Source organism: Pseudomonas sp. Pseusp9, assembly GCF_059491265.1.
The window spans coordinates 2155635-2177275 of the sequence record NZ_CP168500.1; the positions used below are offsets into that span (position 1 = coordinate 2155635).

Annotated in this window: 19 protein-coding genes and 1 pseudogene; 12 read left to right on the top strand and 8 right to left on the bottom strand. The window is 61.8% G+C overall.

Features of this window, described 5'->3' with window-relative positions; genetic code table 11:
• The first annotated feature begins 15 nt into the window (after window positions 1-15).
• A complete protein-coding gene (locus tag ACEN8E_RS09720) occupies window positions 16-609 on the top strand; it encodes an NUDIX domain-containing protein (RefSeq protein ID WP_495592405.1) in 594 nt (197 codons plus the stop codon).
• On the opposite strand, the gene ACEN8E_RS09725 is transcribed toward ACEN8E_RS09720, so the two are convergent.
• The gene (locus tag ACEN8E_RS09725; protein WP_495592406.1) at window positions 610-1122 is read right to left on the bottom strand and encodes a methylated-DNA--[protein]-cysteine S-methyltransferase; all 513 of its coding nucleotides are present in this window, start codon (window positions 1120-1122) and stop codon (window positions 610-612) included.
• Window positions 1123-1258: 136 nt separating this feature from the next.
• Between ACEN8E_RS09725 and ggt the strand changes: the two genes are divergently transcribed.
• The 7 genes and pseudogenes from ggt to ACEN8E_RS09760 all read left to right on the top strand — a co-directional run.
• The gene (gene ggt / locus ACEN8E_RS09730; protein ID WP_495592407.1) at window positions 1259-2986 is read left to right on the top strand and encodes a gamma-glutamyltransferase; all 1728 of its coding nucleotides are present in this window, start codon (window positions 1259-1261) and stop codon (window positions 2984-2986) included.
• Window positions 2987-3055: 69 nt separating this feature from the next.
• A complete protein-coding gene (locus ACEN8E_RS09735) occupies window positions 3056-3589 on the top strand; it encodes a cysteine hydrolase family protein (protein WP_495592408.1) in 534 nt (177 codons plus the stop codon).
• Window positions 3590-3863: 274 nt separating this feature from the next.
• Window positions 3864-4886 (top strand): helix-turn-helix transcriptional regulator, encoded by a 1023-nt coding sequence (locus tag ACEN8E_RS09740; protein ID WP_495593296.1) that lies wholly within the window; start codon window positions 3864-3866, stop codon window positions 4884-4886.
• Window positions 4887-5033: 147 nt separating this feature from the next.
• Window positions 5034-5240, top strand: coding sequence for a hypothetical protein (locus ACEN8E_RS09745; RefSeq protein ID WP_495593416.1), 207 nt, complete (start codon window positions 5034-5036; stop codon window positions 5238-5240).
• A gap of 18 nt (window positions 5241-5258) precedes the next feature.
• Window positions 5259-6998: an amidohydrolase gene (locus ACEN8E_RS09750; RefSeq protein ID WP_495592409.1), complete on the top strand. Its 1740-nt coding sequence runs from the start codon at window positions 5259-5261 to the stop codon at window positions 6996-6998.
• A gap of 108 nt (window positions 6999-7106) precedes the next feature.
• Window positions 7107-7847 carry a TorF family putative porin gene (locus tag ACEN8E_RS09755; protein ID WP_495592410.1) on the top strand — a complete coding sequence of 247 codons (741 nt, stop codon included), beginning with the start codon at window positions 7107-7109 and terminating at the stop codon, window positions 7845-7847.
• A gap of 40 nt (window positions 7848-7887) precedes the next feature.
• A pseudogene (locus ACEN8E_RS09760) lies at window positions 7888-8085 on the top strand (cytosine permease); the annotation flags it as partial.
• On the opposite strand, the gene ACEN8E_RS09765 reads toward ACEN8E_RS09760, so the two are convergent.
• From ACEN8E_RS09765 to ACEN8E_RS09795, 7 genes are all read right to left on the bottom strand, one after another.
• Window positions 8082-8798, bottom strand: a complete 717-nt coding sequence (locus ACEN8E_RS09765) for a L,D-transpeptidase family protein (RefSeq protein WP_495592411.1) — start codon at window positions 8796-8798, stop codon at window positions 8082-8084. The pseudogene ACEN8E_RS09760 and the gene ACEN8E_RS09765 sit on opposite strands and share 4 nt — an antisense overlap.
• Complete coding sequence (locus tag ACEN8E_RS09770; protein WP_495592412.1) at window positions 8795-9553, bottom strand: M15 family metallopeptidase; 759 nt, start codon at window positions 9551-9553, stop codon at window positions 8795-8797. Before ACEN8E_RS09770 ends, ACEN8E_RS09765 begins: the two co-directional genes overlap by 4 nt.
• Window positions 9554-9586: 33 nt before the next feature.
• A complete protein-coding gene (lipA, locus tag ACEN8E_RS09775; RefSeq protein WP_495592413.1) occupies window positions 9587-10576 on the bottom strand; it encodes a lipoyl synthase in 990 nt (329 codons plus the stop codon).
• A gap of 150 nt (window positions 10577-10726) precedes the next feature.
• A complete protein-coding gene (gene glyA / locus ACEN8E_RS09780; protein WP_495592414.1) occupies window positions 10727-11983 on the bottom strand; it encodes a serine hydroxymethyltransferase in 1257 nt (418 codons plus the stop codon).
• A gap of 30 nt (window positions 11984-12013) precedes the next feature.
• On the bottom strand, window positions 12014-12397 hold the full coding sequence (gene gcvH, locus ACEN8E_RS09785) for a glycine cleavage system protein GcvH (protein WP_495592415.1): 384 nt from the start codon (window positions 12395-12397) through the stop codon (window positions 12014-12016).
• Between the two features lie 393 nt (window positions 12398-12790).
• Entirely contained in the window at window positions 12791-14299 is a 1509-nt protein-coding gene (gcsR, locus tag ACEN8E_RS09790; protein ID WP_495592416.1) for a transcriptional regulator GcsR, read from the bottom strand.
• Between the two features lie 75 nt (window positions 14300-14374).
• The gene (locus ACEN8E_RS09795; protein ID WP_495592417.1) at window positions 14375-15283 is read right to left on the bottom strand and encodes a LysR family transcriptional regulator; all 909 of its coding nucleotides are present in this window, start codon (window positions 15281-15283) and stop codon (window positions 14375-14377) included.
• Window positions 15284-15434: 151 nt separating this feature from the next.
• On the opposite strand from ACEN8E_RS09795, the gene speB reads away from it, so the two are divergent.
• The 4 genes from speB (at window position 15435) to betA (ending at window position 21507) form a co-directional block, all read left to right on the top strand.
• Entirely contained in the window at window positions 15435-16436 is a 1002-nt protein-coding gene (gene speB, locus ACEN8E_RS09800; protein WP_495592418.1) for an agmatinase, read from the top strand.
• Between the two features lie 53 nt (window positions 16437-16489).
• Window positions 16490-18001, top strand: a complete 1512-nt coding sequence (locus ACEN8E_RS09805) for an aldehyde dehydrogenase family protein (protein WP_495592419.1) — start codon at window positions 16490-16492, stop codon at window positions 17999-18001.
• Window positions 18002-18226: 225 nt separating this feature from the next.
• The gene (locus ACEN8E_RS09810) at window positions 18227-19801 is read left to right on the top strand and encodes a purine-cytosine permease family protein (RefSeq protein ID WP_495592420.1); all 1575 of its coding nucleotides are present in this window, start codon (window positions 18227-18229) and stop codon (window positions 19799-19801) included.
• Window positions 19802-19818: 17 nt separating this feature from the next.
• A complete protein-coding gene (betA, locus tag ACEN8E_RS09815; protein ID WP_495593297.1) occupies window positions 19819-21507 on the top strand; it encodes a choline dehydrogenase in 1689 nt (562 codons plus the stop codon).
• Window positions 21508-21641: the final 134 nt, after the last annotated feature.

Consider the following 21641-nt stretch of genomic DNA (forward strand, 5'->3'; position numbering starts at 1 on the left):
ACAGGACGCGTTGTCATGTCGAACACAGCCGAAAGGGTCAACATCGTCGAGTCTCAGGTGTTGTCCCACGACTGGTACCTGCTCAAGAAAATCACCTTCGATTACCAACGCAACAATGGCGAGTGGCAACGCCAGACCCGGGAGGTCTACGACCGTGGCAATGGCGCGGCGATTCTCTTGTACAACCGCGAAAAGCGAACCGTGGTGCTGACTCGGCAATTTCGCCTGCCGGTGTTCGTCAACGGTCACGACGGGCTGTTGATCGAAGTGGCGGCGGGGCTGCTGGAAGGCGCGGCGCCTGAAGACCGCATCCGCGATGAAGCAGAGGAAGAGACGGGGTATCGCGTGCACCATGTGCAGAAGGTATTCGAGGCGTACATGAGCCCGGGATCGGTGACGGAAAAGTTGCACTTCTTCATTGCCGAATACGACGCGAAGTCGAAGGTCAGCGACGGCGGCGGGCTGGAGGCGGAAACCGAAGAGCTGGAAGTGCTGGAGTGGGCGTTCGAGGACGCGCTCGAAGCCTTTTACCGCGGCGAGATCTGCGACGCCAAGACCATCATGCTGTTGCAGTATGCGGCGATGAAAAACCTCTTCGCCCAGGCATGATCAAAAGCCTGGCAGGCGTGCCGTGCCGGGCCATTGCCCACCTTCCAGGGTCAGCAACAACTCCTTGGCCTCAAGCCCACCGGCAAACCCGGTGAGTTTGCCCGACGCGCCAATCACCCGATGACACGGCGCCACGATCGAGATCGGGTTCTTGCCATTCGCCGCACCCACGGCCCTGACCGCCGTCGGGTTGCCGATCTGTTCGGCGATCTGGCTGTAGCTGCGGGTCTCGCCGAACGGGATGGTCAGTAGCGCCACCCAGACCTGCTTCTGAAATTCCGTGCCGGCAAAATACAGGTCCAGTTCGAAGCGTTCGCGGCTGCCGGCAAAATATTCACGCAACTGCGCAGCCGTGCGCAGCAGGATCGGGTTGTCCGGCGCTTCGCTCATCGGACCGAGGCGCACCCGGCCGGGTTTGTCGTTTTCCCAGAGGATGGCTGCCAGTCGTGAACCGTTCGCGACCAGCTTCAACTGGCCGACCGGGGACGCCACGGTGATGCAGGTATAGGTCATGTCAGGGCTCGTGCGAAATTGCTGAACAGGCGTTAAGGATACTGTCTCGACGGGGAGGCGCAATACGTAATCCCGACCATACTTGGCTACGGCTTTTGAAGCGTTTTCCTACGAAATAACAAGAAGAGACCGACTCATGAAGTACGAACCTTTTGCCAAATCGCTGATTGCGACCTCATTGGCACTCAGCTGCCTGACCGCCCATGCCGCCTCCGTGGCCCCGGCTACCGGGGAAAACGGCATGGTGGTCACGGCCCAGCACCTGGCCAGCCATGTGGGCGTGGATGTGCTGAAGAACGGTGGCAACGCCGTCGATGCGGCGGTCGCGGTCGGGTATGCGCTGGCGGTGGTCTACCCCGCGGCCGGCAACCTCGGTGGCGGCGGTTTCATGACCATTCAACTGGCCGACGGGCGCAAGACCTTCCTCGACTTCCGTGAAAAAGCGCCGCTGGCCGCCACCGCCAACATGTACCTGGACAAGGACGGCAACGTCGTTCCCGATTTGAGTACCCGTGGTCACCTGGCGGTGGGTGTGCCGGGCACGGTATCGGGCATGGAACTGGCGCTGTCCAAGTACGGCACCAAGCCGCGCAAGGAAATCATCGCCCCGGCCATCAAGCTGGCCGAAGACGGTTTCGTGCTGGAGCAGGGCGACGTCGATTTGCTGGACTACGCCACCGACATGTTCAAGAAGGACATCAAAGACTCCGGTTCGATCTTCCTCAACAACGGCGAGCCGATGCAGGTCGGCCAGAAACTGGTGCAAAAGGACCTGAGCAAGACCCTGCGGGAAATCTCCGAGAAAGGCGCCGACGGTTTCTATAAAGGTTGGGTGGCCGACGCCATCGTCACCTCCAGCCAGGCCAACAAGGGCATCATCACCCAGGCCGACCTCGACAAATACAAGACCCGCGAGCTGGCGCCCATCGAGTGCGACTACCGTGGCTACCACGTGGTCTCGGCTCCGCCGCCGAGCTCCGGTGGCGTGGTGATCTGCGAGATCATGAACATCCTCGAAGGCTATCCGATGAAGGACCTGGGCTATCACTCGGCCCAGGGCATGCACTACCAGATCGAGGCGATGCGCCACGCCTATGTGGACCGCAACAGCTACCTGGGCGACCCGGATTTCGTGAAGAACCCGATTGCCCACCTGCTGGATAAAAACTACGCAACCAAGCTGCGCGAAGCGATCAAACCGCAAAAGGCCGCGGTATCCAGCGAACTCAAGCCCGGTGTCGCGCCCCATGAAGGCAACAACACCACGCATTACTCCATCGTCGACAAATGGGGCAACGCGGTGTCGGTGACCTACACCCTCAACGACTGGTTCGGTGCCGGCGTGATGGCGAGCAAGACCGGGGTCATCCTCAACGATGAAATGGACGACTTCACCTCGAAGATCGGCGTACCGAACATGTACGGCCTGGTGCAGGGCGAGGCCAATGCCATCGCACCCGGCAAGGCGCCGCTGTCGTCCATGAGCCCGACCATCGTCACCAAGGACGGCAAAGTGGTGATGGTGGTCGGCACTCCGGGCGGTAGCCGCATCATCACCGCGACCTTGCTGACCATGCTCAACGTGATCGACTACGGCATGAACATCCAGGAAGCGGTGGATGCGCCGCGTTTTCACCAGCAGTGGCTGCCGGAGCAGACCAATCTGGAGGCCTTCACCACCAGCCCGGACACGGTAAAAATCCTCGAAAGCTGGGGGCACAAGTTTACCGGTCCCCAGGACGCCAACCACCTAGCGGCGATCCTGGTCGGCGCCCCATCCCTGGGTGGCAAACCGGTAGGCAAGAACCGTTTCTACGGGGCCAACGATCCTCGGCGTAATACCGGGTTGTCGCTGGGTTATTGAGGGTTGTATCTGGAGGGGGACGGGCTTATGTTCGTCCCCTGATCCCTCGACATATCAAGGAAGGAAATCATGACTACTGCGTTGTTAATCATCGATGTCCAGCAGGCTTTGTGTTCCGGTGAGTACGAGTGTTTCGAGATCAGGCGCGTCATCGACACCATCAACGCTCTCAGTGACCGGGCTGGAAAGGCCGGCGTTCCGGTGGTACTCATCCAGCACGAAGAACAGGATGGTCTGTTGAAGCACGGTGTCCCGGGCTGGCAACTGGCCGAAGGGCTGCAGACATCGCCCAAAGATCATCGCGTACGCAAAACCACTGGCGATTCGTTCTATCAGACCAACCTGCAGCAATTGGTGCCGGTACAGGACTTCGAACGTCTGGTCATCTGCGGTCTGCAAACCGATTATTGCGTCAATGCCACCGTGCGTCAGGCACTGAAACTGGGCTATGACGTGGTGCTGGCGGCAGACGCGCATTCCACCGTCGACAACGGCAACCTTACCGCCGAAGACATCATTGCCGAGCACAACAAGGACCTGGCGCACCTGACCGGCTCCGTGGCACGGATCGATGTGGTCCCGACGGACGAAATTCGCTTCTGAACTCACCACAGGGATCGCATGCACACACACACACACACATGCCAGGTCCCACCACATGAACTGTGGGAGCTGGCTTGCCAGCGATGAGGCCAGCACATTCAACATGGATGTCGGCTGACCCGGCGCCATCGCGGGCAAGCCCGCTCCCACAGTATTTTCGGTTGCCCGCAGATTCTGTGTACACCCGCCAACCCTGTCACGGCGCGCTGGACGCCATTCCCGGCGCTATGGCATCGTCCAGGCAACTGACCATGCAGTGAACGGGATCGCAATGATGGAGGAGGGAAACAAGGCCGACGACAACAGTTCGCTGACCGCGCTGAGGGCGTTCAATCATTGTGTATTGCACCTGGGCCGGCTGGCGCGGGAAAGCGGGGCGTCGCGGTTCATCGCCGATGGCTTGCGGACATTCGGTCAACTGGTGCCCTTCGCGTCTGCCTGGTGGGGCGAAATGTCTTCGCCCGGTCCCAATGTACCTCCGCAAAGCTGGATGCATGGAAGCATCAATCTCCCCGAGTCCTTTGCCGCCGAATGGCATCCGGTGGCGGCAAACGATCAGTTCTCCCACGCCACGCTCAATCGTCCCGGCGAGGTGGTGCGTGACAGTGGCTTCAACGACCCTTGCGAGGCGGTCAACGATTTCGCCCGGCGCCACGATCTCTATCACTTGATGAGCATCACCTTTGAGCTGCCCGAAAGCGGCCTGATGTTTTTCGCCTGTCTCTACCGTGGCCTGGAAGAACAGGCGTTCGAGGAAAACGAAGCCGAACTGTTTTCGGCGTTCTGCGATCACCTGTTCCAGCTGTGGCGGTTTCAGGTGCAGGACATGATTCGTTTCGACAGCGAAAACGGCGCGAGTGACTTTGGTGTCGCGCGGATGGACGGCAGTCTGCTGTATGTCGGGGCCAGGCTGTGCGCGGCCATTCAACGCGAATTGCCGGGCTGGAGCGGTTCGATGTTGCCGGGCGAGGTAATCGCGCAATTGGCAAAGGCACCCTGTGTGATCCGCCTGGGCCGCTGCGCCCTGACCCTGAGCCCCAACGCCGAGCACGTCATCCTGTCCCTCGAAGCACCCTCGGGCGGGGACGGCCTGGCGCCACGGGAGCGCACGGCGGCGATGCTGTTCGCCGCCGGTCACTCCTACAAAGAGATCGCCAGGATCCTCGCCCTGAGCCCCGCGACCGTGCGCACCTATTTGCGTAACTGCTACTTGCAGCTCGGCGTGAAAAGCAAGGTGGAGCTGGGCTCCGTCCTGCGTTCGCCGGGTACGCTGGCGGAGTCCGCGCGCCGGGACTGATCCCGGCCGTTTCAATTATTTGCCTGACCCCTCCTCATTTGCAGAGGTCCATTCGCGCGCTGCGCCCTATAGGGTAGGCCCTGTCTATCAAGGGCTTGCGCAGTCGCTTCGGGCCGCTTCAAAACAATAAAAACAGGGGTGAGGCATTTGAGACTTTCCAGGTTGTTTGTCGCCATTGTGTCGACAACAGCGTTTTCCTGCATGGCGTTGGGCGCGACGCCCGACGAAGAACTCGGGCGCAACGACGTGCTGCTGACGCTGGTCGGCGGCAAGGTCGTATGGGCCAGGGCGCCGTTCTTCGGGCTGGCGCCACAGGTGGTTTCCCAAGTCGTCAGTTCCCGATCCGTCCAATAAAAACCAGAGAGCGTTCCGATGCGATTCATTCCAAACCTGCTGGCCGCCGCGCTGGCCTTGTCCTCGCTACAAGCCATGGCCGCCGCCGACCTGGTGTTGTTCAACGGCAAGGTCTTTACCGCCGAACCTGGCCAGGCGCTGGTGCAGGCAGTTGCGGTGCAAGACGGCAAGATTCTGAAAGTCGGCAGCGATGCCGAAATCAATGCCCTGGCCGACGCCACGACCCAGCGCATCGACCTGGCGGGCAAGGTGCTGATGCCGGGCATGATCGACACCCACAGCCACCCGGTGGTGGGTGCGTTCGACAGCATGAAGGCCAACCTGCTGGACGAAGTCAAACCGATACCGGAACTTGAACAGTGGTTGATTGAACAGGACCAGGCCGGGCGTGCCCGGGCCGGCGATGTGATCAGTGTCGCCGGGGTCAGCTCGGCCTACTGGGAGAAAAGCCGTGAGCTGGGCAAGGTGTTCAATCAGGGGCGTTGGGCCGATCAGCCGATTGTCTTCAGTGGCATCGACGGACACACCGGTTGGGCCAACAATGCGATGCTCAAACGTCTGAACATCGATGCGGCACTGGTCAAGAGTCTGCCGGAGAAGGAGCGTGGTTATGTCGGGCATGAACAGGACTTCACGCCCAACGGCTACTTTGCCGAATCCCGCTGGGACGTGGTGCGCAACGGCATTCCTGCGCCAAGCCCGGAGACCATGCTCAAAGCCGCGAAAGAGGCAGTGCGGGTCAACAACCAATACGGCATCACGGCGTGGATGGACGCTGCGGCGAACGGCGGCAGTGAGGACTCACTGTTCGATTTCCATGCCACCACGCAGACCGTCGGCGTCCTGCCGTTGTACAAGGAACTGGCGCAGAGCGGTGAACTCAGCGCCCACGTCGCCGCATTGATGGTCACCAACCCGAAGAGCAAACCTGCCGATCTGGAAGTGATCGCGACGGTGATGAAGCAGTTCGAGGGCGTGCCCAACCTGACGTTCCCCGGCATCAAGGTGTTTGTCGACGGCATTCTGGAGTACCCGGGGCAAACCGCTGCGGTCATCGTGCCGTACAAGAACAGCCACAAGGACGGTCAACTGCTGACCGACCCGGCACACTTCGGTGAGCTGGTGGTGGCGGCGGAAAAACGTGGCTGGATCGTGCACATGCATGCCGTCGGCGACCGTGCCGTGCGTGAGTCGCTCAACGGCGTGGCTTATGCGCGCAAGCTCAGCCCGACGCCGGTACCCCACAGCATCGCCCACCTGCAACTGGTCAATCCCAAGGAGTTTCCACGCTTCAAGCAGCTGGGCGTGATTGCTTCCATGCAGCTGCTGTGGGCCACCGGCGAATCCTACACCGTCGAACTGGTCAAACCCTACATCAGCGCCTTTGCCTACGGTTACCAGTATCCCGCTCGGTCCCTGCATGACGCCGGCGCGACGATTGCCGGTGGCAGCGACTGGCCGGTGTCCAGTCCGAACCCGTTCAACGCCATCGCCCAGGCCAGTACGCGCAAGGGGCCGTTGGGCGTGCTCAACGCCAAGGAGAGCATCGACCGCCAGACCATGTTCTACGCCTACACCCTCAATGCCGCGAAAACCCTGCGCCTGGAGAAACAGATCGGTTCACTGGCGCCGGGCAAGCAGGCTGACCTGATCATCCTCGACCGCGATGTATTCAAGGTCAGCGATGACGAACTGTTCGAAACCAAAGTCCTGAACACCTTCTTTGCCGGCAAGCAGGTCTACGCCCCCGCGTCCTGACCTGCGCACACACCAGCATACGTAAAAACCGCCAGCCCCTCGCAGCGCGAGGGGGATGGCATCGCCATGCCTGAAATTCCCCGTACGCCATAACAACAAGAGAATTGTATGAACGCACTTTCAGCATTGACCCTCGCTACGCTGGCCTTGGCTCCGTTGACCAGCCACGCCCTGGCCCTCAACGATGATTTCAGCCTGGACATGACCCTGGGCGTCGTCAGCGACTACCGTTCCCGCGGCATCTCGCAATCCCTGGGCGATCCGGCTGTGCAGGGCGGCGCGACACTGATGCACGGCAGCGGCTTGTACATCGGCGCCTGGACCTCCAGCGTGGATTTCGGCGGCGACTTCGACACCCGCCAGGAGCTTGAGTACTACGCTGGTTACTACTGGCAGGCGACGGACGCGATCAGCCTCGACCTGGGCTACATCAAGTACGACTACCCGAAAAATTCCGAATTCAACCTGAGCGAGATCTACGCCATTCTCGACGTCTATGGTGTGAAGCTCGGCGCCTATTACTCGAACGATACACCGAACGTTTTCGGTGAAGACCAGGACACGCTCTACACCTACGTCGGCTACAAGTTCACGTTGCCGGCCGAAGTCGGCCTGGAGCTGCGGGTGGGGCGCAACGATGTGAAAGACCCGGCTTTCTGGTCCGCCAATGGCGACAACCGCGAGGCTTACTACGAGTGGGAAGCCAGGTTGACCCGTGACTTCGTCGGTGTGACCTGGGGCCTGAGCTATGTCGACACCGACCTGACCAGAAGCGAGTGCAGCGGCTGGTATGGCTATGACGACCTGTGCTCGGCCACGGTCGTTGCAAGTGCTACCAAGACCTTCTGAGTTCACCCCCGACAACAGACTACTTCATCAACAAGGAACGTTATCCGATCCGGCAGGACGCTACGGTCGCTGGTACGTGTTGGGGATCAGCGTCTATGCGATCGGCGTGTTGATCCAGTTGCCCTTTGTCGATACCCGTTTCTATTCCGGGCCAATGGTTGCGCAACTGGGCGGCGTGGATATTTCCTGGATCGTCGGGCTGTTGGTGCCGGTAGTACCCATGGAGGCATTTGATTAACGTTTCGGCAGTTCCCAGCGCTCACGCAACTGTTCGTACTGCGCTTCGGGCAGTTGCACCAGCACCGGGGATTTGCCCGGGTCCAGCCAGTTGAACAGCCGTGCGATATCCGCCGGGGCCATGGCGGTGCAGCCGCGAGTCGGCGCCGTGGGGCCGCGCCAGATGTGGAAGAAAATGCACGATCCGGCGGCGGGAGTGGCCAGGGTGTTGTGCCGGATGAATATGCCCTGGCGATACAAGTCATCGCTGCGGCGCATGCGCTCGGAACTGCTCCAGTCTCTTGCAACGGCCGAGCTGTCGACCAATTCGTTGTAGTGAGCCGACAGGCTGTCGTCCACGCATTCGATGGTCGCTGTCAGCGGCAGGTAGAGCAGGCGGGTATTGGCCGAAGGTTCGTAGCCAAACGCCGTGCCCAGGCTGAACACTCCAGCCGGGGCCTTGCCATCGCCTTCCTGTTTGACCGGCCCTTCTGGTCGCCCGGGGGTGAGTTGGCCCTTGCCCCAGCCCATGCCGTTCTTGCCGAGCACCACCGCAAAGGGTGCTTCGAACTTTTCAAAAGTCTGGCCGTGCCGTTCGTAGCGCTGGGCAGTGGCCTGCCTGTCATCCCAGCTTTTGCTGGTGACCACGATCAGTTGATCGCTGTCGTCGAGCCCCTGAGCCATGGCGATCAGTGGAAACAACAGCAGCAACAGGATGTTGATCAGCTTGTTCATGGGGTCAGCGGCGTGATGGGGAAGTTCATGACGTCCGGCTTCTGTGCATTCCCGCTGTACGTGAAGTGCCACCACTCGGCCGAGTAACCGACAAAGCCCTGTTTTTCCATTGCGTCGTTGAGCCGCTGCCGATTGGCTTTGGCCGTCGCGCTGATCTGCGCCGAGTCCGTATGCGCACGCTCATCGAAGCAATCGAAACCGGTGCCCATGTCGAGCGCGCCGTCGTGCCAGCGCTCGCCATAAGGCGCCGTGCAATCCATCGGTTTCACCGAAGGCGTCCAGGTGCCGGCGGGCAGGGCGTCGGGGCCGGTCAGGGTCAGGTCGACGGTGTTGCCCCGGGAATGATTGGACACCCGGGCTACATAACCCAGGCGCCAGAAGTCCTGCTTGTCGACCCGTGGATAGAACTCGGTCTTGAGCGGGTCGCCGGGTTCGCTGGCAAAGCGGCCCATGTCCGCCACCGCACGCTGGGGTCGATAGCAATCGAACACCTTCAAGCCGTAGCCCTCGGCTTCAAGCGCCGCTTGTACACGGGCCAGGGCGTTGGCGGCATCTGTCGACAGCAAGCATTCTGCCGCCTGGTAGCCGTCGAGCGGGTGTCCGGTGAAGTTGTGGGCGCTGGCGTAGCGGATGTCCTGCTCGATGCCCGGGGCAATGCTGCGCACATACACCATGTGCCCGGGTTTCGCCTCGTCGGCCATGCACGGCAGGGCAAGGCTCAGGCACAACATCGACAGACAGGGTGAACGAAACATCGGGAACGGCTCCATGCATGACCAGTCATCTCATCATGGCTTGAAACCGCCTGTACCTCCATGAAGTTGTTGATCGGCGTGATAGGACGAACGCACCAGCGGCCCGGACGCCACGTTCTTGAAACCCATGCGCGTGCCTTCTTCGGCGAACCAGGCAAAGGTGTCCGGATGCACGAAGCGCTGCACCGGCAAGTGACTGCGCGAGGGTTGCAGGTATTGGCCGAGGGTCAGCATGTCGATGTCGTGCTCGCGCATGCGCTGCATGACCTCGATGACTTCCTCGTCGGTCTCGCCCAGGCCCAGCATCAGGCCGGATTTGGTCGGTACGCGGGGCACGGCGAGCTTGAATTTTTGCAGCAGGTCCAGCGACCACTCGAAGTCCGAGCCCGGCCGCGCGGCCTTGTACAGGCGCGGTACGGTTTCCAGGTTGTGGTTGAACACATCCGGCGGCTCATCGGCGGTGATCGCCAGGGCCACGTCCATGCGTCCACGATAATCCGGCACCAGGGTTTCCAGTTGCACGCCGGGCGACAGCTTGCGGATCTCGCGCAGGCAGTCGACAAAGTGTTGGGCACCACCGTCGCGCAAATCGTCGCGGTCCACCGAGGTGATCACCACGTACTTCAGGCGCAGCTCGGCGATGGCCACGGCCAGGTTCAGTGGTTCGTTGGCGTCCAGCGGCCTGGGCCGGCCATGGCCGACATCGCAGAACGGGCAGCGACGAGTGCAGATGTCGCCCATGATCATGAACGTCGCGGTGCCACCGGAGAAACATTCACCGAGGTTCGGGCACGAGGCTTCTTCGCAGACGCTGTGCAGCTTGTGTTTGCGCAACAGTTGCTTGATCCGCTCGACCTCGGGAGAGACCGGCATGCGCACGCGAATCCAGTCGGGTTTGCGCGGGAATTCATCCGTGGGAATGATTTTCACCGGAATCCGCGCAACCTTTTGCGCACCGCGCAGTTTGGTGCCGACCTCCACTTTGGCCGGGCTGTTGCCGGTCGATTCGACAATGGCGTTCATCGTTTTTCCTTATGCAACACGACGCGTTACCTGTAGGAGCGAGCCTGCTCGCGATGGTCGCCAACGATTACGCGCGCATTCAGGATTAACGCGGTGCCTTTGGGTTCTTCGCGAGCAGGCTCGCTCCTACAGGGGTTCTATGTTGTGTGGTCAGTTGCGATAGACCGGGAAGTCTGCGCACAGGGCGGCCGCCTGGCGGGCGACATTGGCCTCGATGTCGGCATCGCCGAGGTGATCGAGGATGTCGCAGATCCACCCGGCCAGCGCAATGCTTTGCGCTTCCTTGAAGCCACGGCTGGTGATCGCCGGCGTGCCGATGCGCAGGCCGGACGTCACGAACGGCGATTGCGGGTCGTTGGGCACGGCGTTCTTGTTCACGGTAATGCCGGCACGCCCGAGGGCGGCGTCGGCATCCTTGCCGGTCAGGCCCTGGCGGATCAGGCTGACCAGGAACAGATGGTTGTCGGTGCCGCCGGACACCACGTCATACCCGCGCTCGATAAACACCTGCGCCATGGCCTGGGCGTTACGGATCACTTGTGTCTGATAGGTCTTGAAGCCTGGCTCCAGGGCTTCCTTGAAGCACACGGCCTTGGCGGCGATCACGTGCATCAGCGGGCCACCTTGACCGCCGGGGAATACCGCGGCGTTGAGCTTTTTCTCCAGCTCAGGATTGGCTTTGGCCAGAATCAGCCCGCCACGCGGACCGCGCAGGGTCTTGTGCGTGGTGGTGGTGACCACGTCGGCGTAAGGCAGGGGATTGGGGTACAGACCCGTGGCCACCAGGCCGGCGACGTGGGCCATGTCGACGAAGAAGTACGCGCCGACCTTGTCTGCAATCTGGCGGAAGCGCGGGAAGTCCAGGGTCTTCGAATAGGCCGAGAACCCGGCGATGATCATCTTCGGCTTGTGTTCGACAGCCAGGCGCTCGACTTCGTCGTAATCGATCAGGCCCGTGGTGGTGTCGATGCCGTACTGCACGGCGGTGTACAACTTACCGGAAAAACTCACCTTGGCGCCGTGGGTCAGGTGACCGCCATGGGCCAGACTCATGCCTAGCACGGTGTCGCCGGCTTGCAGCAGGGCCAGATAAACCGCCGCGTTGGCCTGGCTGCCGGAGTGCGGCTGGACGTTGGCGTAGTCGGCGCCGAACAGTTGTCTGGCGCGGTCGATGGCCAGTTGCTCGACCACATCGACGTGCTCGCAGCCGCCGTAGTAGCGCTTGCCCGGATAACCTTCGGCGTACTTGTTGGTCAGGCCGCTGCCTTGCGCTTCCATCACCCGTTGGCTGGTGTAGTTTTCCGAGGCGATCAGTTCGATATGGTGTTCCTGCCGCGCATCCTCGGCGTTCATCGCCGCCAGCAGTTCGTCGTCGTAGCCTTGGATCTGGTCGTGCTTGCTGAACATGGTGTGGTCCTTGTGTGGAAAGGGTGGGCTTCAGGCGTCGGCGTGTTCTGCGGTCAGGCGCTCGTAGGCGTCCTGATCCAGCAAGTCGCTCAACGCCTCGACATCGACCGGTTTGAAGCGAAAGAACCAGCCTTCGCCCAAGGGGTCTTCGTTGACCAGTTCCGGAGTGCTCTCGAGCGTCGTGTTGATCTCGACCACTTCACCGTCCAGCGGCATGCCGATACTGCTGGCGGCCTTCACCGATTCCAGCACCGACACCTCAGCGCCTGCAGCGAAGGCGCCCAGTTCAGGCACCTGAACGAACACCACATCCCCCAGCGCCTGCTGGGCAAACGCGGTGATGCCGACGGTGACCAGGCCATTGCTCTCAAGGCGCAACCATTCGTGATCGACGGTAAAACGCAATTGGCTCATATCAACTCCTTATTGTTTTAAGGCTCGAGGCGGGGCGACGAGCGGGGTTGGAGGAGTGATAGCAAGGGCGATGCCAAGGTTGTTTAGTTGTTTTAAATCAATGGCTTGAGCGATTTTTGTGATGTTCGTGGCATCTCGTTCGTATTGAAATCAATACAGACAGGCAAGGCCTCGGATGCAGGCACCGTGATTGCTGGTAGGGAAGGGTGTGTATTGATATCGAGACGCTGTATCGATTTACAGACACTGAGATCGATTGAAAGACAAGCCCCCCCTGTGGGAGCGAGCCTGCTCGCGAATGCGGTGTGCCAGGCAGCACTTATGTCACTGGCACTCCCTCTTCGCGAGCAGGCTCGCTCCCACAGGGTTATGCGGTGACCGGGAAATGCCACGCTACGGTTTGCCGGGAATCCCGTATTTGCGCAGGCGAATCGCAATCGCGCTATGGGAGGTTTGCAACCGTGCAGCGAGCAACCGGCTGGACGGGTAGCTGCGATAAAGCTGTTCCAGCAGGTTCTTTTCAAAGTCGCCCACAGCCTCTTCCAGGCTGCCGACTTCGCCGTCGTTTTGCCGTTCAACGGCGGTGCGGGCGATGTCGAGGTCGTCGATGTCCACCAGCGGATTTTCGCAAATCGCCGCCGCGCGGAAGATCACGTTTTGCAGTTGCCGCACGTTGCCCGGCCAGCGGTTGCCGAGCAGGGCGCTGAAGGTGCTCGGCGCCAGGCGACACACCGGTCGCTGGATCTGCGCACAGGCCTGTTGCATGAAGTGATTGGCCATCAACAGGATGTCGTGACCGCGCTCGCGCAGCGGCGGGACTTGCAGGTTGAGCACGTTGAGGCGGTAGAACAGGTCTTCGCGAAAACGCCCTTCGGTGACCATTTTTTCCAGGTCACGGTGGGTCGCGCTGAGCACCCGCACATTGACCCGGACTTCCTTGTCGCCACCGACCCGACGGAAGCAGCCATCGCTCAGGAAACGCAGCAGTTTGGCTTGCAGGTAGGGCGACATTTCCCCGACTTCATCGAGGAACACCGTGCCCTGGTCGGCCAGTTCCAGCAGGCCGAGCTTGCCGCCCCGTTGTGCGCCGGTGAAGGCGCCGGGGGCGTAGCCGAACAGCTCGCTCTCGGCCAGGCTCTCCGGCAGTGCCGCGCAGTTCAGGGCCAGGAACGGCGCATCGTGCCGTGGGCTGATGGCGTGGCAGGCGCGGGCCACCAGCTCCTTGCCGGTGCCGGTTTCACCCTGGATCAACAGCGGTGCATCGAGGGCCGCCACCCGTTGCGCACGTGCCTTGAGCGCGCGGATTGGCGGTGATTCGCCGAGCAGCGCATCGAAGCCTTCGGCATGATCATGGTGCAGCGCGGACAGGCGTTCGCCGATGCGATTGGGTTGATACAGGGTGAGCAGGGCGCCAGCGTCGGTGATCGGCATGGCATCGAGGAGAAACGTCTGGCCACCGAGACTGACCTCGTGCATCGGCAGGCGGAAATGGTGGGCGATCAAGGTGCGTTGCAAGTCGGCATCGTCGAACAGCGCGGTCAGCGATTCACCGGCCGGTTCGCGCCCGCAGAGGGCAATCAGCGCCGGGTTGGCCAGCAGCACATGACCCCGGTCATCCACCGCCAGCACCGGGTCGGAACTGGCGGCCAGCAAGGCGTCCAGTTGCAGGCGCCGGCGTTGCCCCGGAAGGATGTCGACCATGGTCACCGCTTGCACGCCGCGTACGTCGAAAAGTGCCTCCCGCAGTTCTTCGAGTACGTCGGCACCGAGGGTCGGGGCGTCGATGTAGACGTTCGGCGGCACCATTTCGACGGCGTCCAGATTGAAACTGCGTCCACCGAGCAGGGCCAGCACTTCCTGAGTGATTCCGACGCGGTCGATGAAGGTGACGTGGATGCGCATGACGGGCCTGCAAGGTTGGCGAACTAAAATCAGTATGCCCGGCAAAATTTCAATTTGGCGAGTGTCACATCACGGCTAGGCGGTTTTGCGGGCGCTGGCGGCCAGGTCCTCGAGGAACGCCTGGAGGATCGGCGGCGGTGCCACGCCGCGTCGGGTGATCACATCGAACGGCGATCTCAAACGCAAACTCCCCGGGGCCAACTGGTGCATCTCGCCGCTCTTGACCCATTGGGCGGCGAAGTGCTCAGGCAGAAAACCCAGGTAGGCGCCGGAAATGATCAGGATCGCAGTGGCTTCGATGTTGTCCACGGTGGCGGCCGCCTTGCTGACGCCCAGGTGTTCGAGGTCGTATTGCTGCATGTAGCCGCGCACCACGATCCGCCCGGCAGCAACTTCTTCGAGCAGTTCCTCCCCTTCAGCCTGGCTGCCATACAACGGGTGACGCCGCCCGCAATACAAGCCAAGGGCCTCCTGGTACAGCGGCGATTGCAACAGGCCCGGCACATGGATCGGGAAGTGCCCGATGGCCAGGTGCAGACGGCCGTCGAGCACCCGTTCTTCGAGTTCTGCCGGGGTGCCGACGTACACGTTCAGGTGCACGTCATGCCCGCGGGAGACGAAGCGCTGGGTGGTGCGCGGAATCGGCGAGTCGGGGTCGGTAATCGTGGTGTCGATGATCCCCAGGTTGAGCTTGCCGCTGATGTGCTGCTTGAGCACGTCGGCGTCCATGCAGAAATTCTCCACCGCCGACAGCAGGCGCTGGGTGGCTTCATGAATCGCCACGCCTTGTTCGGTCAGGCGAAAGCCGCTGCGCCCGCGCTGGCAGAGTTTGACCCCGAGCCGGGTTTCCAGGTGGGTCATCTGTTCGCTGATGGTCGACTGCCCGGCATTCAACGCCGCCTGCGCGGCCGAGAAGCCACCGCAGCGGACAATCGTGGCAAACACCCTGAGCAGTTTCAGGTCGACATCGTGCAGCTGGATCACCTTGGACCTCCGGCATGTGGATGCATCGGGAATACCGATATGAGTATCTGATGTTTAGCATTTTTTCCACAGAAACCTGCGCCCATAGTCTTTCCAACGGCGGTCGCCTTGCAGTCCGCCAGGCCGATAACAAGAAGTGGAGAGGCTAGAAATGTCGAACAACGGTTATGAATCCGGTCGCCTGAACCTGCCATTCGTGGGTCATTGCACCTTTGGCAAATCCCCGGTGTGCACCGATTGGGATGCGCTGGATGCCGACGTCGCGGTGCTGGGCGTGCCCAACGACATGGGTACCCAGTGGCGCTCCGGCGCACGCTTCGGACCACGCGGGATTCGTGAAGCATCGACGCTGTTTTCCTTCGGTCACGCCGGCGCCTACGATCACGAAGATGACGTGATGTACCTCACCGCATCGGACGTGCGCATGGTCGATGTCGGAGATGCCGACATCGTCCACACCGACATGGCCACCAGCAACAGGAACACCGAATACGCCGTACGCAAGATCCTCGATGCCGGCGTGATGCCGGTGGTGCTCGGCGGCGATCACTCGGTGCACGCGCCAGTGATCAAGGCCTTCGAAGGGCGTGGCCCGATCCACATCATTCACTTCGATGCGCACCTGGACTTCGTCGACGAGCGCCATGGCGTGCGCTACGGTCACGGCAACCCGCTGCGCCGCGCTTCTGAAATGAACCACATTGTCGGCATGACCCAAATGGGCATTCGCAACGTGTCGTCATCCAACCGTGATGACTATGAAGCAGCCCACGAAGCCGGCTCGAAAATCCTCTCGGTGCGCGACGTGCGTCGCCTCGGCGTCGAGGGTGTGCTGGCGCTGATCCCGCAGGACATCAACTACTACATCACCATCGACATCGACGGTTTCGACCCGTCCATCGCCCCCGGCACCGGCACCCCGAGCCACGGCGGCTTCCTCTACTACGAAGTGCTGGAAATCATCCAGGCCCTGGCCAAGCGCAGCAAGGGCAACATCGTCGGCATGGACCTGGTGGAAGTGGCACCGGTCTACGACCCGACCGGCATGACGTCGATTCTCGCCGCGCAACTGCTGCTCAACAGCATCGGCTTCATCTTCCATGAGCGGGGCAAGGTGCGGGCGGCCGCCGAGAGCGAAACCACTCCAGCCTGATATCGAAACCACAAAGCCCGGCAGGATCTGACTGCCGGGCAGAGAGAATAAAAATGGACACGATCGTCAAAAGTTACCTGCAGAAATTCGGCGTCAGCGAAGCCACCCAGACCTTCCTCGGCAAGGTCCAGAAGATGTTCATCGGCGGCGCCTGGGTCGAGGCCGGCAACGGCGAAACCTCCGATGTTATCGAACCCTCGACCGAAGGCCTGCTCACCCGCATTCCCATGGGTACCGTCGATGACCTGGACCGTGCTGTGCAAGCGGCCCGCGCCCAGTTCGACGGCGGCGCCTGGCGCCAGGCCAAACCGGCCGAGCGCGAACGGATGATGCAACGCCTGGCCGACCTGATCGAGCAGAACGCCGCCGAGCTGGCGCAGATCGAATCGATCGACATGGGCAAGTCCGTGGCCTTTGCCAGGGACGTGGACATCCAGGGCACCGTGGACACCCTGCGTTACTTCGCCGGCTGGGCTACCAAGCTGCACGGGCGTACCGTCGAGCCTTCGCTGCCGGGCAATTACCTGGCCTATACCCGCAAGGAAGCGGTGGGCGTCGTCGGCGCCATCGTGCCGTGGAATTTCCCGCTGCAGACCATGGCCTGGAAACTCGGTGCGGCGCTGGCCACCGGTTGCACCGTGGTGGTCAAGCCCGCCGAGCTGACATCGCTGTCGGCCCTGCGTTTCGCTGAACTGGTGCAGGAAGCGGGCATCCCCGACGGCGTGATCAACATCGTCACCGGGCGCGGCAGCGTGGTCGGTGCGGCCATGGCCACCCACCCCGGCATCGACAAACTGACCTTCACCGGTTCGACTCCGGTCGGCCAGACTGTCGGCCGCGCAGCGCTGGATGACATGAAGCGCCTGACCCTCGAACTCGGTGGCAAATCACCGGTCATCGTCTGCGCCGACGCCGACATCCCGGCCGCCGCCCAAGCGGTCGCCAACGGCGTGTTTTTCAACTCCGGGCAGGTATGCGACGCCGGTACACGGGCCTATATTCATAGCAGCGTCTACGACCAATTCCTGCGTGAGCTGATCGCCTACACACGCACCCTGAAAATGGCCCCGGGCCTGGACCCGGACTGCTTCATCGGCCCGCTGGTCTCGGCCCTGCAAAAACAGCGTGTGACCGAGTACATCGAAACCGGCAAGGCCGAAGGCGCCGAGCTGGTCTACGGTGGCCAACCGGTCGATGGCCCTGGCTTCTTCGTCGAGCCGACCATCTTCGCCCACTGCCGCAACGACATGCGCATTGTCCAGGAAGAGATCTTCGGCCCGGTGCTGGTCACCGCACCGTTCGACGATGAAGAACAGGCGCTGGCCCTGGCCAACGACTCGCCTTACGGCCTGGCTGCCGCACTGTATTCCAACGACCTGGGGAAAGTGCACAGCCTGATCCCGCGCCTCAAGGCCGGTTCGGTCTACGTCAACGCCCACGGCACCCTCGATCCGTCGATGCCGTTCGGTGGCTACAAACAGTCCGGATTCGGCAAGGACCTGGGCGCCGAGCAGCTCGATTACCTGCTCGAAACCAAGGCCGTCTGGATCACGCTGCCGAGCTGACACTAGCCCTTTGTGGGAGCGAGCCTGCTCGCGAAGAGGTCGGCACATCCGACATCTGTGTTGCCTGACCCACCGCTTTCGCGAGCAGGCTCGCTCCCACAGGTTTTGCGTCATTTGCACCATTGGCAAATTTGAAATTCGGGAACGGCAAGGAAGCTCCCGGGAGTCGTTCACCCGAAAGAACGCGGTTATCTCGTCATGATCTTCCAACAATAAGAGTCCGTCATGAACACTAACGCCAAGTCCGCCACGAGCGTGTCCGCCCTCGACGAAAAATCCGTCGTCGAGGGGCATTCGATCGACTTCATCCCCGAGAACGAGCGCACCGACAAACTGTCGAGCCAGGGCCCGTTCTGGTTCCTCGGCAATTTCACCTTCTTCACCATGACCATCGGCTTCGTTGGCCCGAGCGTCGGCCTGACCGCGCTCTGGACCACGCTCGCCGGCACGCTGGGCATCATGTTCGGCACGCTGTTCATGGCGTTTCACGGCTCGCAAGGCCCGCACCTTGGTCTGCCGCAGATGATCCAGTCCCGTGCGCAGTTCGGTTATCGCGGGGTGATCCTGGTGTTGCTGGCGACGCTGTTCGTGTTCGCCGGCTTCAACATCGTCAACCTGGTGCTGATGATGCAGGGGCTGCACACGCTGTTCGGGTTCAACCCGGCGGTGATCGCGGTGGCGGTGACCCTGCCGGCGGCGGTACTGGCGATCCTCGGACATGACTGGATGCACCGCAGCTTCAAATGGGCGTTGTTCCTGTCGTTGCCGCTGTATGGCCTGGTGACCGTGGCGGTGTTGATGGGCTGGGTGCCGGACGCGGCCATGCCGGCACTGGCGGCGGGCGAAGCGGCCCCGGCGCCGCTGGGTTTCAACTGGACCGGTTTCATCGCACAGTTTGCCGCGGCCGCCAGTTACAACATCGCCTATGCGCCCTATGTGTCGGACTATTCGCGCTACCTGCCGAAGAACACGTCCAGCGGCAAGTTGATCGCAGTGGTGTTCCTCGGCGCTTCGCTGTCCGGTGCGTGGATGATCTCCGTGGGCGGCTGGCTGGCCGACCACCTGCACTCCACCGATGTGCTGGTCGCCCTCGGGCAAGTCGGCAACACCGTGTCGCCGCTGGTGGGCACGGCGGTGGTGGTCGTCACCATCCTGGCGTTCCTGCCGGTGATCGCGATGAACATCTACAGCGCCAAGCTGACCACACTGACCTGCGTCGACTCGATCAGGCACATCGAACCAACGCGCAAGGCGCGCATCCTCGCCATCGGCTTCGTGATCCTGCTGCAACTGGGCGTGGCCCTGAGCATCCAGAGTTCCGGCAAAGGCCTGTCGGTGCTGGGGATCTACCTGGTGGTGATGCTGTACTTCCTGGTGCCCTGGACCTCGGTCAACCTCACCGACTACTTCTTCGTGCGCAAGGGCCGCTACGCCATCCCGCACTTCTTCATGCCCCACGGCAACATCTATGGCAGCTGGGGACTGCGCGGTATCGCAGCCTATGCCATCGGTTTTGTCTCGATGATCCCGTTCTTCTACATCTTCGACGGCGTTGAACAGCGCGAGGTGTATGTCGGCCCGCTCGCCAAGGCACTGGGCAGCATCGACATCGCCTGGCTGGTCGGGCTGATCGTGTCGGGACTGGCGTACTACTGGCTGAGCCGCTCGATCGACCTCAAGCGCGAAGAAGCCGTTATCCAGCAGATCGAAAAAAGCTCCCCGCAATACACCACCGGCGACACGCTGACCCACAAACAGCAGCCACTGCCGGTATTCACTGAATCGACGGTCGGGAGATAGTCATGACCACGCAAAAAATGGCAACGCAAAAATACGACTACATCATCATTGGCGCAGGCTCGGCAGGTTGTGTGTTGGCCAACCGCCTGAGCGAAGACCCGGCCACTTCGGTGCTGGTCCTGGAATTCGGCGGCAGCGACAAGAGCGTAGTGATCCAGATGCCCAGTGCCTTCTCGATCCCGATGAACACCAAGAAGTACAACTGGCGCTACGAGACCGAGCCGGAGACTTTCCTCAACGGCCGGCGCATTCACTGCCCTCGGGGCAAGGTGCTGGGCGGCTCGTCGTCGATCAACGGCCTGGTGTATATCCGTGGTCACGCACTGGACTTTGACGAGTGGGAGTCCCTCGGTGCTGAAGGCTGGGGCTATCGCAACTGCCTGCCGTACTTCAAGCGCGCCGAGAGCTACGAATCGGGTGGCGACAGCTACCGCGGGCAAACCGGGCCGCTGCACACCACCAACGGCAACCACATGAAAAACCCGCTGTACGGTGCCTGGGTCGAAGCCGGCGCGGAGGCGGGCTACATCAAGACCGAAGACTGCAACGGCTACATGCAGGAAGGTTTCGGTGCCATGCACATGACCGTGAAAAACGGTGTGCGCTGTTCCACCGCCAACGCCTACCTGCGCCCGGCCATGGGCCGGCCGAACCTGACGGTGATCACCCATGCGATGACGCGGCAGGTCATCCTCGAAGGCAAGCGCGCGGTCGGGGTCATGTATGACCACGGTGGCCAGACCCACCAGGTGTATTGCAACCGCGAAGTGCTCATCTCGTCCGGGCCGATCGGCTCGCCGCACCTGCTGCAACGCTCGGGCATCGGCCCGGCGCAAGTCCTGCGCAAGGCCGGGATCGGTGTGCGCCACGACCTGCCGGGCGTCGGGGAGAACCTGCAGGATCACGCCGAGGTGTACATCCAGTTCGGCTGCAAGGAACCGGTGACCCTCAACAGCAAGATGGACCCGCTGAGCAAACTGATGATCGGTCTGCGCTGGCTGCTGTTCAAGGACGGCCTGGGCGCCACCAACCACTTCGAGGCCGGTGGTTTCATCCGCTCCGAGAAGGGCCTGCGCTGGCCGGACATCCAGTTTCACTTTCTGCCGGCAGCGATGCGCTACGACGGCAACAAACCGATCAAGGGCCACGGCTTCATGGTGCTCACAGGTCCGAACAAACCGAAAAGCCGCGGTTACGTGCGCGTGCGCTCGGCCGACCCCTACGAGCATCCGGAAATCCGTTTCAACTATCTGGAGCGGGAAGAGGACCGCGAAGGCTTCCGTCGTTGCATCCGCCTGACCCGCGAGATCATCGGACAGAAAGCCATGGACCGTTTCCGCGACGGCGAAATCGCCCCGGGCGCGCAGGTCACCAGTGACGAAGACCTCGACGCCTTCGTGCGCGACAACCTGGAAAGCACCTACCACCCCTGTGGTTCGTGCCGCATGGGCGAGGACGACATGGCGGTGGTCGATTCGCAATTGCGCGTGCATGGCATCGCCGGTCTGCGGGTCATCGATTCGTCGGTGTTCCCGACCGAGCCGAACGGTAACCTCAATGCACCGACCATCATGCTCGCCGAGCGCGCCGCCGATCTGGTGCGTGGCGTGCGGATGCTGCCGGCGTCGGATGTGCCGGTGGGGCTGGTCGAAGGCTGGGAGAACAGCCAGCGTACTTCGCTGCCGGGGCGTAACGTGCGGGTCTGACCGCAACCCGCGATCTAATGTGGAAATCCACTGTGGGAGCGAGCCTGCTCGCGAATGCGATCTTCCCATCAATATCTTTGTTGAATGTGAAGCCGCCTTCGCGAGCAGGTCGGATCGCCGCACCGTCGCTCCCA